This window comes from Wolbachia endosymbiont of Drosophila willistoni (assembly GCF_040084705.1).
Classification (GTDB): domain Bacteria; phylum Pseudomonadota; class Alphaproteobacteria; order Rickettsiales; family Anaplasmataceae; genus Wolbachia; species Wolbachia pipientis.
The window spans coordinates 453,711-468,170 of record NZ_CP157591.1; the positions used below are offsets into that span (position 1 = coordinate 453,711).

A 14,460-nucleotide genomic window follows, 5' to 3' on the forward strand; every position below is an offset into this window, starting at 1 on the left:
CTAAATCCTTAATTCAAAGCGCTAGTTCCTTCGGGTTCATACACAACTCTATCAGGAGTTTTGTGACTGTGATTGCAGAAAACATCGAACATAAAATTCCTATTGATAGAGTGACAGAAAAGCCTCTTATTGCTCCACTGCCAATAATGAACATTATTCCTGCAGCAATTAATGTAGTGATATTTGAATCCAGTATTGTCTTTATAGCGTTTTTAAACCCTTCTTCAATAGCACGTTCCACTCTCTTGCCAGATTTGATTTCCTCACGAATTCGCTCAAATATTAAAACATTTGCATCCACCGCCATACCAACAGTAAGTGCAATACCGGCAATTCCAGGTAAAGTTAGAGTTGCTTCAAGCAGAGTGAGAATTGATAATATAAGAACTACATTAGAAAAAAGTGCAACAGAGGCCAATACACCTAATTTGCCGTAAGTGATGATTATAAATAAAGCCACGGCTATAATAGAGATTGTTGCTGCCATTTCCCCTGCCTTTATTGATTCTTCTCCAAGACTTGGGCCAATGTTTTTTTCTTCAATTATTTTAAGTGGTGCTGGCAGTGCTCCAGATTTTAAAAGTATTGCAAGTTCGCTTGCTTGTTTTTCAGTGAAATTACCGCTAATTTCTCCCTCTCCATTTAAAATTGGCTCACGTATTGTAGGTACTGTTAAAACTGTGTTATCCAGAACAATTGCAAAAGGCTTTCCTACATTTTCTTTAGTGATTTTCGCGAATCTTTTACTCGCTATACTGTCAAATTTAAAATGCACTGTCGGTTTACCTAAATTGCCGAATCTAACTGATGCGTTAACCAGCGAATCACCACCTATTTCAGTTTTGCGGAATATTGGATAAGAATTACCTAAAGAATCCTTGAGCATGACAGTGGTTTCATGGTCTATATCCTGCACCTTGGCTATGTTAGTGTTTGCCAAATGAAAAGCTAGCTTAGCAGTTTTGCCAAGCAGAGATTTTATCTGCTTGGTATCTTCTACTCCAGGCACCTGCACTAATATTTTATTCTGCCCTTGTTTTTGAACGCTGACTTCCTTTGTGCCAAGTTTGTCCAAACGGCGCTGGACATTGTTTATTGATTCTGCAGCTACTTCACTGATCAAAGAATTTTTATAATGTGGTTTATACGAAATGAGAATCGAAGAATCTTTTCTATTTAGCTCTAAATTTGGACTTATCGCATTAATCAACACAGATGCTTTTTTATAATCATCAATACTATTTAAAGTTATAACGCTATTTTGTACGTTAGATTCAATATTTTTTGTTAGCAATGTCTCTTTTATTTCGTTAGCTAGCATGCTTAGCTTTTCCTTAAAATAGAAGTCTAAGTCTATGTTTAAAAGCAAAGATGCCCCTCCTTTCAGGTCAAGGCCTAAGTTTATTCTTTTTTTCGAAATAAAAAGCTTATTATCAAAGAAATTTGGCAGTGTTATGTATAAAGCAAATAAACAGATGCATAATACTGAAAAAGATTTGACTATAAGTCTGTTATACATAAGTTGTAGGTTTAAAATTGTAATAATTGATTGTAAGTTAAAAATAGATTTTTGTAAAATTCTCTATTTGACCTTACCCAGAAAAAGTAGAGAGAAAGTTAAGACGTTTTTATCATGAGAATAAATTGTGCAGGAATGCAATAGTCAATAGTAGAATGTCTACGTTATTTGTTATAAAAGATTTCTATGTATTCAAATATGGCAGTTCTGGTTTGTTGAGCGAGAAGTATCAATAAGCAGCTCCCTTTTAAGTGAACTTTTCTGCAACAGAGTTATCGTAACAACAGCCCTTATGGCTCATGCTGGAAATGATGTTTTTTGTATTCAATAGAAATTGGTAATTTTGAGAGGTATACTGTGACCCTTGATCGCTATGTAACAGCAGATTTTTATCGGGTTTGCGTTTATCAACGGCCATCAATAAAGAATCTATAACTAATTATCATGTTACTCATTAACCACCATGCGTGAATATAGGTCAATTATTGCCGCCAACAACCTTCTTTAGTTTTTATGTAGGTAATCCCAAACTTTATTTGGCTGATCAGTAGTAAAATTTTGATCCAATGTGTTCGGAGCCACAACTCGGTTGCTTATTTGCTGTTTTTTATTTTTGAACCTTCGTCTAAACTTGGCTTTAATGCCATTTTCTTGCATAACACTTTGTACTGTTTTAATTTTTGCCTAAAGCTTTTAATTCAGCGTGAATTTTAGGGGCTCCATATCTGCATTTAGAAGCTTGATGTATTTTTTGAATATCTGCTAGAAGCCCTTCTTTTGCTAATTCTTTACTGCTTTTTTCCTTAGCAACCCATACCACCAGTACAAAACCCTACATAGTTCCTGTGTTTTATAGCAATTTCTATATAAAAGAATACTTTACTCTTTTTCTTTGCCCAGGGCTTTTTTTAAGATGTCTCTTTCTCTTATTAGCTCTTTTTTTAGATCAAATCTTTCTTTGTCATAAGGAGCCTTTGCCTGGAAATGCGTATGCTCCAGACATTTTTCCATTATATTTTCTTACTTAACATACTGCCATCTATACCTAGATCTTTTGCTATTTTTGTACTTGCTTGACCTGTTTCTTTAACCAGCTTAACAGCTTCTAATTTGAATTCTGCTGTATATTCTCTTCTATTTGTCATATTTTGAAAAAACGTTTTATTTTACTCCAAAAACGTCTTAACTTTCTCTCTACTTTTTCTGGACTACTCCGAATCGGTTGACAAATTGGACGTTTGATAAGCATAATTTGGAGCTTCTTGTGTAATGACTATATCATGAGCGTGACTCTCTCTTAATCCTGATGAAGTAATAGTAACAAATTTACAATTTTTTTTCATCTCTTCTATATTCCTATTACCAGTATACCCCATTGCAGCTTGCAATCCGCCAATCAATTGATGGATTACTCCTGAAGCTGGACCTTTGAATGGAACTCTTCCTTCCACTCCTTGTGGAACTAATTTGAGTTTTGAATCTTTATCTTGAAAATAACGGCTAGCTGAACCTCGTTTCATTGCACTAATAGATCCCATTCCTCGATAGCCTTTATATGCTCTGCCCTTATACATAATAATCTCACCTGGGCTTTCGTCAGTGCCAGCAAAAATCGAACCAATCATCACAGAGTCAGCACCAGCTGCAATAGCTTTTGCAACATCTCCTGAGTATTTTACCCCACCATCAGCAATTAGTCTGACGTTTCTTGCTCTACACGCCTCTGCAACATTCTTGATTGCAGAGAATTGTGGCACACCAACACCTGTAACTATTCTGGTTGTACAGATTGATCCTGGTCCTATTCCAACCTTCACTGCATCAACACCCGCATCAATCAACGCTTCAGCAGCCTCCTTTGTTGCAATGTTTCCGCCAATTAATTGCGTATTAGGATACATCTTTTTTATTTCCCTAATGGTATTGATAACGTTTTCGGAATGACCGTGAGCAGTATCCACAACAACTACATCAACTTCTTCTCCGATCAAAGCTTCACATCTGTCTATACCATCTTTTTTACCAGTGCCAATTGCAGCGGCAACTCTGAGACGCCCTTTACTGTCTTTACATGAATTTGGGTATCTATTGTATTTTTCAATGTCTTTAACCGTAATTAAACCTATACAACAAGAATTTTCATCTACGACCAAAAGCTTTTCTATTCTATTTTCATGCAACAATTTCATTGCTGAGGCACTATTCACTCCCTGCTCCCGCACTGTCACTAACTTATCTTTTGTCATCACTTCGGAAACTTTTACATTCATGTTCTGGTCTTCAATAAATCTCACATCTCGGTTAGTTAAAATTCCAACTAACTTGCGTTGATCGACTACAGGAATGCCAGAATAATTGTGCTCTCTCATTAATGAAATTGCTTCCGCAACTGTTTTATCCGGTGAAATCGTAATTGGGTTATACACGATCCAACTTTCATATTTTTTCACCCTTCTCACTTCTAAAACTTGTTCATCTATTGATAAATTCTTATGTATGCAACCTATCCCTCCATGTTGGGCAATAGCTATTGCAAAGCCCGATTCAGTAACAGTATCCATTGCAGAGGATATGAGAGGGATATTTAGTTCTATACTATTTGTTAAATAAGTTTTTGTATCTGCATCGCAAGGCAATATATTAGAATAGGCTGGCAAAAGAAGTATATCGTCAAACGAATAACAAGCTTCCATTTTTTTCATAGGCTTTATTTAAAGCTTATACGCCAATTAATTAAATTGCAATAGGCAAAATTAGCTAGGAGCCTTTAATTGTATAGCTCTAACTGTTTTTAGGAGATAGAAAAGCTATATAGTTGCTAATACATTTTATTGCACAATAAGCATTCTACATTATTTGCCAGCAAACAGAACTGCTCAATAGTTAAGTTTTCTGGACGTTCATTTCCACTCAATTTAGCGTTTTCAAGGACAGTTTCAGCGTGGTTCGTTATATTTTGCAAGCTATTTCTCAGCATCTTTCTTCTTTGAGCAAAAACAGCACGTATTAATTTTATTAAGGTTTCCAAGTTTACTACAAACTTTGGGGTAGGCAAAGGATTTACTGTAATTACTGAAGAATGTATTTTTGGTCTTGGAAAAAACTCTTTAGGTTCAATATCAAATTCCTTTTTTATATCGCATAGTAACTGGCTTAGCACTGATAGAGGACCATAATCTTTAGAATTGGGTCTTGCTGTAATGCGATCTGCTACCTCTTTTTGAAACATTAATGTCAAACTCGTAAAAAATTTTATACTATCTAACCACTTTAAAAATAACGCTACCGAGATATTGTAAGGCAAGTTAGCAATAACTTTAACTGGGCGCTCTATCAGCTCTTCTTCTATAATATGCAGTGCATCCGCTTCTATAATTCTATACTTTCCTTGATGCTCATTTAGCAGTTGGTCATGGTGTTTTACTAAATCTCTATCTTTTTCTATAGAAAGTAGAGACTTTGGATTATGCACCAATATTTCTCTTGTTAATGCACCATATCCAGGACCAATTTCAATGACATTAAAATTTTCCAGACTACCAGCTAAAGCGACGATTTTTTTTGTTATCTCACTCGATAAAATAAAATTTTGCCCTAGACTCTTTTTTGGCTTCAGTAAAAATTTTTTCATATTATTTTCATTATACAGTATTTTAAAAATTAGTTGACGAAAATTCATTGATAATTGTATATTATTAATGTGTTTAACGCCGGCTTAGCTCAATTGGTAGAGCAACTGACTTGTAATCAGTAGGTTGTCAGTTCAAGTCCGACAGCCGGCACTCTCGCCCATATAAGTAAAGTTGATGTCCTTTTTAATAGTAGCAAATTGGAAAATGAATGGAATGCGTTCTTCATTTGTTGACTTTATAGGCAAACTTAACAACAAGAGCAACGAAATTACCTCTAAGCTAGTGATTTGCCCTCCTTTTACGTCATTTCCAAGCAGTATAGAGTTGAACAATAATATTAATATAGGAGCACAGAATTGCCATCATAAAAAGTTCGGTTCTTACACAGGTGAAATTAGTGCAGAAATGTTAAAAGAACTAGGGTGTACTTACGTAATACTTGGGCATTCTGAAAGGGCTAATGAAAAAGATAGTGAAATAAAACTTAAGTCGGAAATAGCAATAGAATCAGGCTTACACCCAATTATCTGTGTGGGTGAAAATTCAGAAGATTATAAGAATGAAAAAACAAAAGAAGTAATAGAATATCAATGCAAAAACCGTTTGCCAACACACGGTGAATATACCGTAGCATATGAGCCAATATGGGCAATAGGCACAGGTCATGTGCCAAATAATGATGCAATTGCTAAGGTGATAGAGGTAATAAAATTGTGTACTAGTAAAAAACACATTATATATGGTGGTTCAGTCAGTTCAGAAAATATAGAAAATTTGCTCAGTATCTCAAATTTATCAGGAGTTTTAATTGGCAGTGCAAGCTTAGATTTCGATCACTTTTATAAAATTATACAACAAGTTGAAAAAAAGTTTTCTCTTATCAATTCTAAAATCAGCAACTAAGAATCCTATAACAAATGGCATCATTTCAGTGTCAAGCATATGTCTGTACGAGCATCTAGTATAGCTAAAGTAATCTAGAAAATTAACGATATTTTATTCCCCGGTGAACGCTCTATTTTGTTTTCCAACTCTAGTTCTAAAAGAGCCATTAGAGCTATGTTGGTAGAAAGTCCGCTTGCTAATATAAGTTCATCTATATCAACAGGTACAGAGTTAATATGATCAACTATAACAGATTTTGCCTGTTGTAATTTTTCTTGTTTTTGGTTAACAAAATGGTGCTCAACATCAAATAGGTTTTTTTGCTGCGGAGGTAAACTAAACCTAATACTCTCTATTATGTCATCAGCGGATTCGATAAGCTTAGCACCGTTTTTAATTAAATAATTACTACCACTACAGCGTGAATCTAAAGGGAAACCAGAAACTGCAAACACCTCTCTCCCTTGATTTAAAGCAAAATCTGCTGTTATTAGAGAGCCAGAACGTTTCGATGCTTCAATCACTGCAACACCTAGCGATAGGCCAGATATAATTCGATTCCTTTGAGGAAAATACTGAGGCTTTGGTTTAGTAGCAAATGGAAGCTCAGTAATTACTAACCCACCGTTCCCAGTGATTTTTTTGTATAGATCAAAATTCTCTTTTGGATACACCACATCAATTCCGCTTGCTGTAACAGCAATAGTGGGATGATTTTTGTATATTACACTGTTTGCTGCAGTATCAATTCCTCTTGCAAGTCCAGAAACGATAATAAAACCAGCTTCGCTTAAATCAAGTGCCAACTTATTGGCAAAATTCTTCCATTCATTGAAGAGTTACGCCCACCGATTATTGCAATTATCTCACGGCTTAATAATGATATATCACCAAGCGCAGTTATTACAGGAGGACAACTAGGGATATTTCTTAAAAGATCAGGGTAATCTGGGTCACATGCGGGTATAATTTTAGCTCCAATTCTTTCTGCATTATTGATTTCTTCTCGTGCATCTTGAATGCCATACACCTTATCATTAGCCACCCTATTGAGATATTTTAGCACCTCATCTAGCGATCCGTGTGTTCTTAGTATACTAAAAAACTTTATTGGTCCTATGGTTCTAGCCAGGCTTAACCATACTTCTAATTCTTTGTTGTTCAATTTATTTATCTTCATAAAAAGCTTGAATTTCTTATCAATTTAGTGTACCCAAGATAATGCAAATATACAGTGTTTTATGACGCATTTTGTTACAGATAAATGCATAAAATGTAAATATACAGACTGCGTGGAAGTATGTCCCGTTGACTGCTTCTATGAAGGCAAAAACATGCTCGTGATTAACCCAGATGAATGTATTGATTGCGGAGTGTGCATACCTGAGTGTCCAGTAGATGCAATTGTAACTGATGATTCCATAAAAGATATTTTAGAACTAGATGAAGAGTTGCTGAGCAGCGAACAAAAAACTTTCAAGTTATTTTACGATATAAATGTAGAATACTCACAAAAGTGGCCAAATATCACAGCTAAAAAGCAACCCCTCTATACTGCAGAAGAGTATAAGGAAAAAAAGGATAAAACAGCTTATTTTGATGAAAATTTAGAATAATGCTACTGAAGGAAAAGAAACTTTTTGTATTTCAGGGTTGTTGTTTTTGGTTGCTGAAAATAGTTGCGTTATCTAAGTTGTTATGCTGATAAATTAGTATCGATTAATTTAAGGATTAAGGAAAAAGGCTTATTGACTTTTGAAATATTTGATTATAAAACTAGCTGTTAGCATTAAATCTTGGGGGTAAGTTATGAGTATAAATAAAAGAGAAACCATTAAAAAGATTGAAGGGTTACTTTTTCAAGCGAACGGTAATCTTGAAAAAGCATGTGATCTATTATCAACAGTAGAGTTAACCGAAGATGATATTAAAATATTGCTGGAAGAGATGATAAAAGAGTATCATAGCTTGTTTGAAAAGATTTCTTGGAGTTGTGGAATTACTGCAGGCAGTGCACAAGATGCCAACGCAAGCAGCTTCAACGAAGTTTTTAAGCTAGGTTCAAAAGAGTTAGCATTGGCAATGACGTCAGATCTCAGAAAGTCTTATGATCAAGAATTATTTAAGAAATATAAAAAAGAAGAAATGTCTTATCCTGAAGGAGAAGGAGTACAATTTATTAGAGAATTGAGAGTTCTAAGTAGAATACTTACTATATCTTTAATAAGGAAACTTGATGAAGTTTACAAGTTTACTCCAGAAGAAATTGAGCGTTTGAAGGAATATATGTTAGTTAGCAACTATGATATAAGCAAAAGTCTTTCTGATATAGACAAATATATGCATGCACTATCTGCCTTAATTAGAAACTCTTCACTTGATACAAAAAAGATATTTGAGCTAAATAATCGAATGATAATACACACTACAGCCTTAATTGATTTAGTAACTAGTGGAGTAGTGAAAAAAGAAGAAGCAAAAGAACAATCTGCTGAGGATTTAGAAAAGCTTATCTGTGAACAGTATAAAGGTGCAGCAAACACGCCACTACCGTTGCAGAGCACGCTATTTGAAGTGGATAAAAAAAGTGCTTGAAGAAAGTTTATAGTTAGCCAAAGTAGGTATTTAATAAGCTTAATGTAACCATTATGTATGCTATATAGCAAAACATAGAATGCTTATGATTCCAACTATAGCAATTTTAAGTGGTGGATTTTCTTGTGAGAGAGAAATATCGCTTATGAGCGGAAAAGCAGTGAAGAAGGCGCTCGATAGCCTTTCATATAATGCAATAGAAATAGATGTTGACAGCAATATTGCTGAAAAGCTTAAAAAAATTAATCCGGGCCTTGCTTTTATCGCTCTGCATGGACCTTATGGTGAAGATGGCTGCATTCAAGGTTTATTGGAAATCTTAGGTATAAAATATACACACTCAGGAGTTATGGCTTCTGCCGTTGCTATAAATAAAGTGATGTCAAAGCATATATTTCGATCCCTTAATATCGACACTCCAAAAGGTTATGTAATTAGCCGAGAAGATGTACTAAAAAATAATATTAAAATCGATTATCCGTACGTCTTAAAACCAATTAATGAAGGTTCAAGTATTGGAGTGTACATAATTTTCTCGCACGAGGATTACTTAGAACTGAAAAATAATAGTTCTACTATAATGGAAAAGATGATCGTAGAAGAATACATACCGGGCATAGAGTTACATACTGCTGTATTGCTGGATGAAGCAATTGGCACTATAGAAGTACGACCAAAAAATAAATTCTATGATTATGAAGCAAAGTATACAGATGGATTTGCAGAACATATATTTCCTGCTAAAATTCCTGACAATATATATAAAATGACCTTGGAACACGCACTGAAAATACATCAATTTTTAGGATGCAAAACTATTTCCCGCTCAGATTTCCGTTATAATCCCAAAAATAACACTTTAAAAATGCTTGAGATTAATACACATCCTGGCTTTACTGAGTTATCGTTAGTGCCAGAAATTGCAAAATTGGCAAAAGGAATCAATTTTAATGAATTAGTTAAAATTATTATTGAAGATAGTTTGCAGCACAAAAATATTAGGGATTTAAGTCATGTTGAGCAGTATTACTAGAAGCCAAAGGAGTTTTTTGCGTAAGTGTGCCTTGGTTGTTATCACAGCACTTTTTCTTACGCTAATACTTTACAGCTCACTTGATAAAATAATAAATCGATTTAATTACTACTTTACTTGGTACAATGACTGCCTATCTAGTTTATTACTCAGTAGTGGATTTTCAATCGACGAAGTAGTCGTGAGCGGCAATAAATTTACAAACAAAAAGGATATTCTAAGTTTGACAGATAGAACGCAACCTATCCTGTATATATCACTTTCAAAACTTGCCGGTAACATACAATCCGTAAGCAGATGGATAAAACACGTAAGAGTTCACAGAATTTTGCCCAATACTCTACACATTAATATAGATGAGCATAAACCGTTTGCTCTCTGGAAAGATAATAACAAAACCTCGGTAATTGATTTTGAAGGTAAAGTGATCGTAGATGACTATCTAGTAGATGATCTTGTTGTAATTACAGAACAAAACTCATTATCAAACCTAGAATTTGTTAAAGATGTGTTAGAGAGTAAAACTCAATTAAGTGACCACATTTCTTCTTTTGCTTATATAGGGAATAGAAGATGGAATATCATACTTGATAACGATTCCACAGTAAAACTGCCTGAAGATAACCCTTATAGTGCATGGGACTATTTAAACCACTTACACAATACAACTGATTTTACTTTCAGCGATTGGAGTATTATTGATATGCGTATTACTGATAAAATCTTTGTGAAGAGGTGATCTGCTGTAATCCAAGTAGCCCCTTTTCCTGTCATCCCAGTGCCCAGACACTGGAATCCCGCCGCGAACCGTCATACCGCGATTCATTCGCGGTATCTCTTAACATAGATCCCTTATTTAACCGCCATACCTTAACATAGATCCCGCTAACACGTAGCGGGATGACGGTTGTCGTTTAGCTATAAATATTTAAGAAATTTACCAAACGAAAAAAAAGGCAAAAGAAGCCCCGTGGTTGGCTAATTACTTACATTATACTTTCAAGTATGGCGTTTTTTTATTCTAAACGCTTAATAACCGCGATTTAGCTGCTTTTTAATGCAACTAACCTTTAGTCATAAATATTTAAGAAATTTACTAAACAGAAAAAAAGGCAAAAGAAACCCTAGGGTAGCTAGTTATTCACTATCCATTTTTTAAGTTGGCGTTTTTTTATGTTTTAAATGCTTTATAAGCGCATTTTAGCTTATATTAGGTAAAAACCTAGAATTTTATAAAGACATAAGGTGCACATAGTGCAAAAAATTAAACATGAGACGCCAGATACGTGAGTTTTTTTGTCATTTAATCTGTACAGAGAAGATAAATAAATAGCTTCAGTTTCATGATAAGGGGGCTGGCGAGGTTTGTCAAGGAATTTTTATGCAAGAGATCTATTGAAATGCCCCTGTAAAATTATACTATTAATTAGTACACTATAAATTTAAAATTATAGATATGTTAAGCAGATTGGTAATTTTGCTATTAGTTTTTATACTTCCTTTTTCTTCATACTCATACCAGTTTAGAACCAAAGCAAAGCAAGCAGTAGTCTTAGATTTAGCTTCAGACTCATTCATTTTTGACCATAATTCTGATGAAAAAATGGCCCCATCTTCAATGAGCAAGCTAATGACTTTATATATAGCCTTCGATTATCTAAAAGCTGGAATAATACACATGGAGGATAAATTTCGAGTAAGTAGAAAAGCGTGGGAAAGGAGAGGCTCTTCTATGTTTTTGAAAGAAGGTCAATCCGTTACGGTGAGGGAATTACTTGAAGGAATTACAATAGTCTCAGGCAATGATGCCTGCATAACACTAGCCGAGGGCATTGCAGGATCAGAAGAGAATTTTGTAGCTGAAATGAATGAAGTTGCACAAAATTTGAATCTGAATGACAGTCATTTTGTCAACTCAAGCGGGTGGCCAGATGAAGATCATTTTATGAACGCAAAAGACTTGGTAATGCTGGCAAAAAGGATTTTCACCGATTTTCCTGAATATTATGATTTATTTTCCGAACAATATTTGACATATAATGAAATTGTACAAAAGAATAAAAATCTTCTACTTTTTCACGATATTGGGGTTGATGGCTTAAAAACCGGTTATACAAATGCTGGTGGTTACGGCATTGTAGCATCTGCAAAACGAAATGATAGGAGAATTTTTGCTGTCGTAAATGGTTTAAACACTGAGAAAGAGCGAATAGAAGAAGCAAAAAGATTGATACAATACTCCTTAAATCATTTTAACACTAAGAAAATATTCGTTAAAGACAGCGTAGTTGAGGAAGTAAATGTTCTCTATGGAAAAGATAGAAAAGTGCCTATTACAGTTGCAAACGATGTTACCATAACTTACAACCGCAAATTGCATGACCAAATTAAGGTGCGTATTGAATATAAAGATATGATACCTGCACCCATTAAAAAAGGTCAAGAAGTGGGCAAAGTTTTTGTAGAAATACCAGGTATTGAGCAACAAACTACACCACTTTATGCAGCAAATGACGTGCAGGAATTGAATTTCGTAGAAAAGTTTTTTAGGATGTTGTTTTAAGTTTGATATTAAAGCAATTCCGAAAGAGAGATCTATTGCACTTTAGTGTAGTTTTAACTAACAATTTCTGTTACAATACAAGATTGAAATGTTACGAAAATGTGCTGGTTGTATTTGTTGCTGTCTAGTATCCTAGAGATACTGTGGGCTGTAACGCTAAAGTTTAGTAACAGTTTTACTAAAGTTGTGCCTTCGATTGCAACATTGGTAATTATGATCATTAGCATTTACTTTTTATCTCTTGCAGCATGCTTTCTACCTATTAGGGTATGCTATGCAGTTTCCTCTGGAATATGCACAATTGGAATAACTATAATTGGTGCAACCACTTTCACAGAGAATATTAATTTATCTCAAGTTTTATGTATCGTTTTAATTGTAATAGGAAGCATAGGGCTAAAGCTCTCTATTTAAACCTAAAAATTTATGCATGAATTGGATATATTTACTCTTATCGTCACTAATTGAAGTGTTCTGGGTCATAACACTTAAGCATAGTTATGGATTTACTCATCTCGTACCATCAATAATTAGCATACTCTCCATGGCTCTTAGTACATATTTACTTTCGCTCGCTACACGTTCTATACCTATCGGAGTATGCTATGCAATTTGGACTGGAGTGGGCGCTATAGGAGCTTCGATACTTGGAGTTTACCTATTTGATGAACCAGTTAATTTATTCGAAGTAATATGCTTTATTTTAGTTACATTCGGGATTATAGGATTAAAATTGTTTGATACTGCAAAACAAACTGTTGATAAAATGGAATAAAAGATCCCACTGGGATGAAAGAAGCAGATACTCCATATTGTCATGCAAATTGGAATCCAGACTTTTTTCTATATAGCATGGTGAAGACGGGAAACCGTAACCGTTCACACAATGGCGTCAACTTAAGGAAAAATGTCAGAGATTGTGTATAAAATTTCTCTCCAAATTTTTTATCATTAAATTATCCAAAGAGTGCAAGGGACAGCACTTTTGTTTCTGTTTTATTTCAACAAAGAAGTCTAAAATGTGTCCTTTTTAGGTGAAATATGCAAAAAGGAAAAAACCTTATTCTACAAATTAAAAATATAATATACTCGAAAACTTTTCAGAAAATCCATTGTGTTGAGTTTTACACGAACAAGAAAACTTCCTTTTTCGACAGTATTTTCTATGATTTTAAAGTTAGTTAAAAAAAGTTTGGGAATAGAATGTGAACTTATGGAGCCATTGACATGTACCCTCAAAGCAAGCTTTTTCTAAAGCAAGATATAAGATTTGCCATACAGGCTTTCAAGAATTTAAGCATCCAAACAGCCTATCAGGATGAACCTGAGTTGGAGAGGCTATAGACTTATTGCAGCAGATGGTTCTGGTATGAGATTACCCAGCTCTGGGGAAATTGTATCCGAGTTTGAACCAAATGGAACAACAGGCACCATTGGCAATTTGTTTGTTGATTTGTGTACTTCGCTGATTTGCAGTGCTCGTCTTGCAGCTTGGAATATAGGTGAACAAACGTTGGCGGCAGAGCAATTACCCGAAGTTATCACTCAAATGCGTTTATTAAATCAAGAGAAATTATTATTTATCTATGATCGTCTTCAGTAAAATTCATTCAGCAGCATTATAATTTGGAAGTAGATTTTATTTTTCGCTTGCAAAAAAGAAATTATAGTAAGCTATGGGAACGCTGGCGAATTAGATTTTGATTTTATATTAGAAAATGAAAAGCTAAAAAATAAAATGAAAGGACAGAAAGTAAGAGTTATAGTGCTGACATTAGCCAACTGAGAAACAGAGTTTTTGACCGAGACTTTGGAGCAAAGCTTATGTGTTAAGGTGGCACATAGAGGAGTGCTATAAACGACTCAAAGTAGGAGCAGAGTTAGAGAATTTTTCTGGAGAGGCTGTATTACAAGAATTTTGGGCAAACTTGGTCATGTGCAATATATTATCGCTTCATATGTGTGATGCACAAGGGCCTTGGAACCCAGATCAAATTACTGAGTATCGTTTAAATTTTTCAGTTTTATTTAGTGTAATGAGGCAGAAACTCTATCAGGTACTTATTGCGCCAAAAAACTTTCAAGCCCTTTTTAAGTATACGCGCTAAAGTTAAAATCCGACCGGGACAGCCGCAATAAAGTAGATAAGCCTAAACGCCATCATGTCTTTAGGAGAGTTTGCTAATGAAAGTTCTTAAGTTGACGCCATTGGCTGAACGGATACGATTTATTT

16 protein-coding genes, 1 tRNA gene and 2 pseudogenes are annotated in these 14,460 nt (G+C 34.5%); 11 read left to right on the forward strand and 8 right to left on the reverse strand.

Annotated elements, in window-relative coordinates; translation table 11 throughout:
- Positions 1-13: 13 nt before the first annotated feature.
- Positions 14-1,369 (reverse strand): protein translocase subunit SecD, encoded by a 1,356-nt coding sequence (gene secD, locus ABL518_RS02380; RefSeq protein WP_251371779.1) that lies wholly within the window; start codon positions 1,367-1,369, stop codon positions 14-16.
- On the opposite strand from secD, the gene ABL518_RS02385 reads away from it, so the two are divergent.
- Positions 1,356-1,637 carry a hypothetical protein gene (locus ABL518_RS02385; protein WP_039964338.1) on the forward strand — a complete coding sequence of 94 codons (282 nt, stop codon included), beginning with the start codon at positions 1,356-1,358 and terminating at the stop codon, positions 1,635-1,637. The two genes, secD and ABL518_RS02385, sit on opposite strands and share 14 nt — an antisense overlap.
- A 129-nt stretch (positions 1,638-1,766) precedes the next feature.
- Here the strand turns inward: ABL518_RS02385 and ABL518_RS06535 are convergent, their stop codons facing one another.
- The 6 genes from ABL518_RS06535 to rsmA all read right to left on the reverse strand — a co-directional run bounded on the left by ABL518_RS06535 (position 1,767) and on the right by rsmA (position 5,150).
- On the reverse strand, positions 1,767-1,952 hold the full coding sequence (locus ABL518_RS06535; protein ID WP_338062968.1) for a DDE-type integrase/transposase/recombinase: 186 nt from the start codon (positions 1,950-1,952) through the stop codon (positions 1,767-1,769).
- A 240-nt stretch (positions 1,953-2,192) separates the two neighbouring features.
- Positions 2,193-2,339 (reverse strand): IS3 family transposase, encoded by a 147-nt coding sequence (locus tag ABL518_RS02390; protein WP_080717648.1) that lies wholly within the window; start codon positions 2,337-2,339, stop codon positions 2,193-2,195.
- 59 nt (positions 2,340-2,398) lie between these two features.
- On the reverse strand, positions 2,399-2,530 hold the full coding sequence (locus ABL518_RS02395) for a hypothetical protein (protein ID WP_255322265.1): 132 nt from the start codon (positions 2,528-2,530) through the stop codon (positions 2,399-2,401).
- Positions 2,530-2,664, reverse strand: coding sequence for an IS3 family transposase (locus ABL518_RS02400; protein WP_007548354.1), 135 nt, complete (start codon positions 2,662-2,664; stop codon positions 2,530-2,532). The genes ABL518_RS02395 and ABL518_RS02400 overlap by 1 nt, the downstream gene beginning before the upstream one ends.
- A gap of 63 nt (positions 2,665-2,727) precedes the next feature.
- On the reverse strand, positions 2,728-4,221 hold the full coding sequence (gene guaB / locus ABL518_RS02405; protein WP_095742629.1) for an IMP dehydrogenase: 1,494 nt from the start codon (positions 4,219-4,221) through the stop codon (positions 2,728-2,730).
- Between the two features lie 116 nt (positions 4,222-4,337).
- Positions 4,338-5,150 carry a 16S rRNA (adenine(1518)-N(6)/adenine(1519)-N(6))-dimethyltransferase RsmA gene (rsmA, locus tag ABL518_RS02410; RefSeq protein ID WP_038228092.1) on the reverse strand — a complete coding sequence of 271 codons (813 nt, stop codon included), beginning with the start codon at positions 5,148-5,150 and terminating at the stop codon, positions 4,338-4,340.
- 78 nt (positions 5,151-5,228) lie between these two features.
- Here rsmA and ABL518_RS02415 point away from each other — a divergent pair.
- Positions 5,229-5,301: transfer RNA gene (locus ABL518_RS02415), tRNA-Thr, on the forward strand.
- Positions 5,302-5,325: 24 nt separating this feature from the next.
- Entirely contained in the window at positions 5,326-6,054 is a 729-nt protein-coding gene (locus tag ABL518_RS02420; RefSeq protein ID WP_015588848.1) for a triosephosphate isomerase, read from the forward strand.
- 74 nt (positions 6,055-6,128) lie between these two features.
- Here ABL518_RS02420 and dprA read toward each other — a convergent pair.
- Positions 6,129-7,216, reverse strand: a pseudogene (dprA, locus tag ABL518_RS02425) (DNA-processing protein DprA).
- A 61-nt stretch (positions 7,217-7,277) separates the two neighbouring features.
- Here dprA and ABL518_RS02430 point away from each other — a divergent pair.
- The 8 genes and pseudogenes from ABL518_RS02430 (at position 7,278) to ABL518_RS02465 (ending at position 14,412) form a co-directional block, all read left to right on the forward strand.
- Positions 7,278-7,652: a ferredoxin family protein gene (locus tag ABL518_RS02430; RefSeq protein ID WP_010082601.1), complete on the forward strand. Its 375-nt coding sequence runs from the start codon at positions 7,278-7,280 to the stop codon at positions 7,650-7,652.
- Positions 7,653-7,845: 193 nt separating this feature from the next.
- Positions 7,846-8,631, forward strand: coding sequence for a hypothetical protein (locus ABL518_RS02435; RefSeq protein WP_010082602.1), 786 nt, complete (start codon positions 7,846-7,848; stop codon positions 8,629-8,631).
- A gap of 79 nt (positions 8,632-8,710) precedes the next feature.
- Entirely contained in the window at positions 8,711-9,664 is a 954-nt protein-coding gene (locus ABL518_RS02440; protein ID WP_010082603.1) for a D-alanine--D-alanine ligase, read from the forward strand.
- On the forward strand, positions 9,645-10,403 hold the full coding sequence (locus ABL518_RS02445; protein WP_348994389.1) for a cell division protein FtsQ/DivIB: 759 nt from the start codon (positions 9,645-9,647) through the stop codon (positions 10,401-10,403). The genes ABL518_RS02440 and ABL518_RS02445 overlap by 20 nt, the downstream gene beginning before the upstream one ends.
- A gap of 717 nt (positions 10,404-11,120) precedes the next feature.
- Complete coding sequence (locus ABL518_RS02450; protein WP_010082605.1) at positions 11,121-12,227, forward strand: D-alanyl-D-alanine carboxypeptidase family protein; 1,107 nt, start codon at positions 11,121-11,123, stop codon at positions 12,225-12,227.
- A gap of 99 nt (positions 12,228-12,326) precedes the next feature.
- A complete protein-coding gene (locus ABL518_RS02455) occupies positions 12,327-12,641 on the forward strand; it encodes a DMT family transporter (protein WP_010082606.1) in 315 nt (104 codons plus the stop codon).
- 16 nt (positions 12,642-12,657) lie between these two features.
- Complete coding sequence (locus ABL518_RS02460) at positions 12,658-13,002, forward strand: DMT family transporter (protein WP_006279756.1); 345 nt, start codon at positions 12,658-12,660, stop codon at positions 13,000-13,002.
- Positions 13,003-13,268: 266 nt separating this feature from the next.
- Positions 13,269-14,412: pseudogene (locus tag ABL518_RS02465) on the forward strand (transposase).
- Positions 14,413-14,460: the final 48 nt, after the last annotated feature.

Excerpts from the sequence above, each read along its gene's own strand:
- ABL518_RS02385 (WP_039964338.1), top strand. The coding sequence starts at position 1,356 with ATGTTTAAAAGCAAAGATGCCCCTCCTTTCAGGTCAAGGCCTAAGTTT.
- ABL518_RS02395 (WP_255322265.1), bottom strand. The coding sequence starts at position 2,530 with ATGGAAAAATGTCTGGAGCATACGCATTTCCAGGCAAAGGCTCCTTAT.
- ABL518_RS02400 (WP_007548354.1), bottom strand. The coding sequence starts at position 2,664 with ATGACAAATAGAAGAGAATATACAGCAGAATTCAAATTAGAAGCTGTT.
- guaB (WP_095742629.1), bottom strand. The coding sequence starts at position 4,221 with ATGAAAAAAATGGAAGCTTGTTATTCGTTTGACGATATACTTCTTTTG.
- rsmA (WP_038228092.1), bottom strand. The coding sequence starts at position 5,150 with ATGAAAAAATTTTTACTGAAGCCAAAAAAGAGTCTAGGGCAAAATTTT.
- ABL518_RS02420 (WP_015588848.1), top strand. The coding sequence starts at position 5,326 with ATGTCCTTTTTAATAGTAGCAAATTGGAAAATGAATGGAATGCGTTCT.
- ABL518_RS02430 (WP_010082601.1), top strand. The coding sequence starts at position 7,278 with ATGACGCATTTTGTTACAGATAAATGCATAAAATGTAAATATACAGAC.
- ABL518_RS02435 (WP_010082602.1), top strand. The coding sequence starts at position 7,846 with ATGAGTATAAATAAAAGAGAAACCATTAAAAAGATTGAAGGGTTACTT.
- ABL518_RS02440 (WP_010082603.1), top strand. The coding sequence starts at position 8,711 with ATGCTTATGATTCCAACTATAGCAATTTTAAGTGGTGGATTTTCTTGT.
- ABL518_RS02445 (WP_348994389.1), top strand. The coding sequence starts at position 9,645 with ATGTTGAGCAGTATTACTAGAAGCCAAAGGAGTTTTTTGCGTAAGTGT.
- ABL518_RS02450 (WP_010082605.1), top strand. The coding sequence starts at position 11,121 with ATGTTAAGCAGATTGGTAATTTTGCTATTAGTTTTTATACTTCCTTTT.
- ABL518_RS02455 (WP_010082606.1), top strand. The coding sequence starts at position 12,327 with ATGTGCTGGTTGTATTTGTTGCTGTCTAGTATCCTAGAGATACTGTGG.
- ABL518_RS02460 (WP_006279756.1), top strand. The coding sequence starts at position 12,658 with ATGAATTGGATATATTTACTCTTATCGTCACTAATTGAAGTGTTCTGG.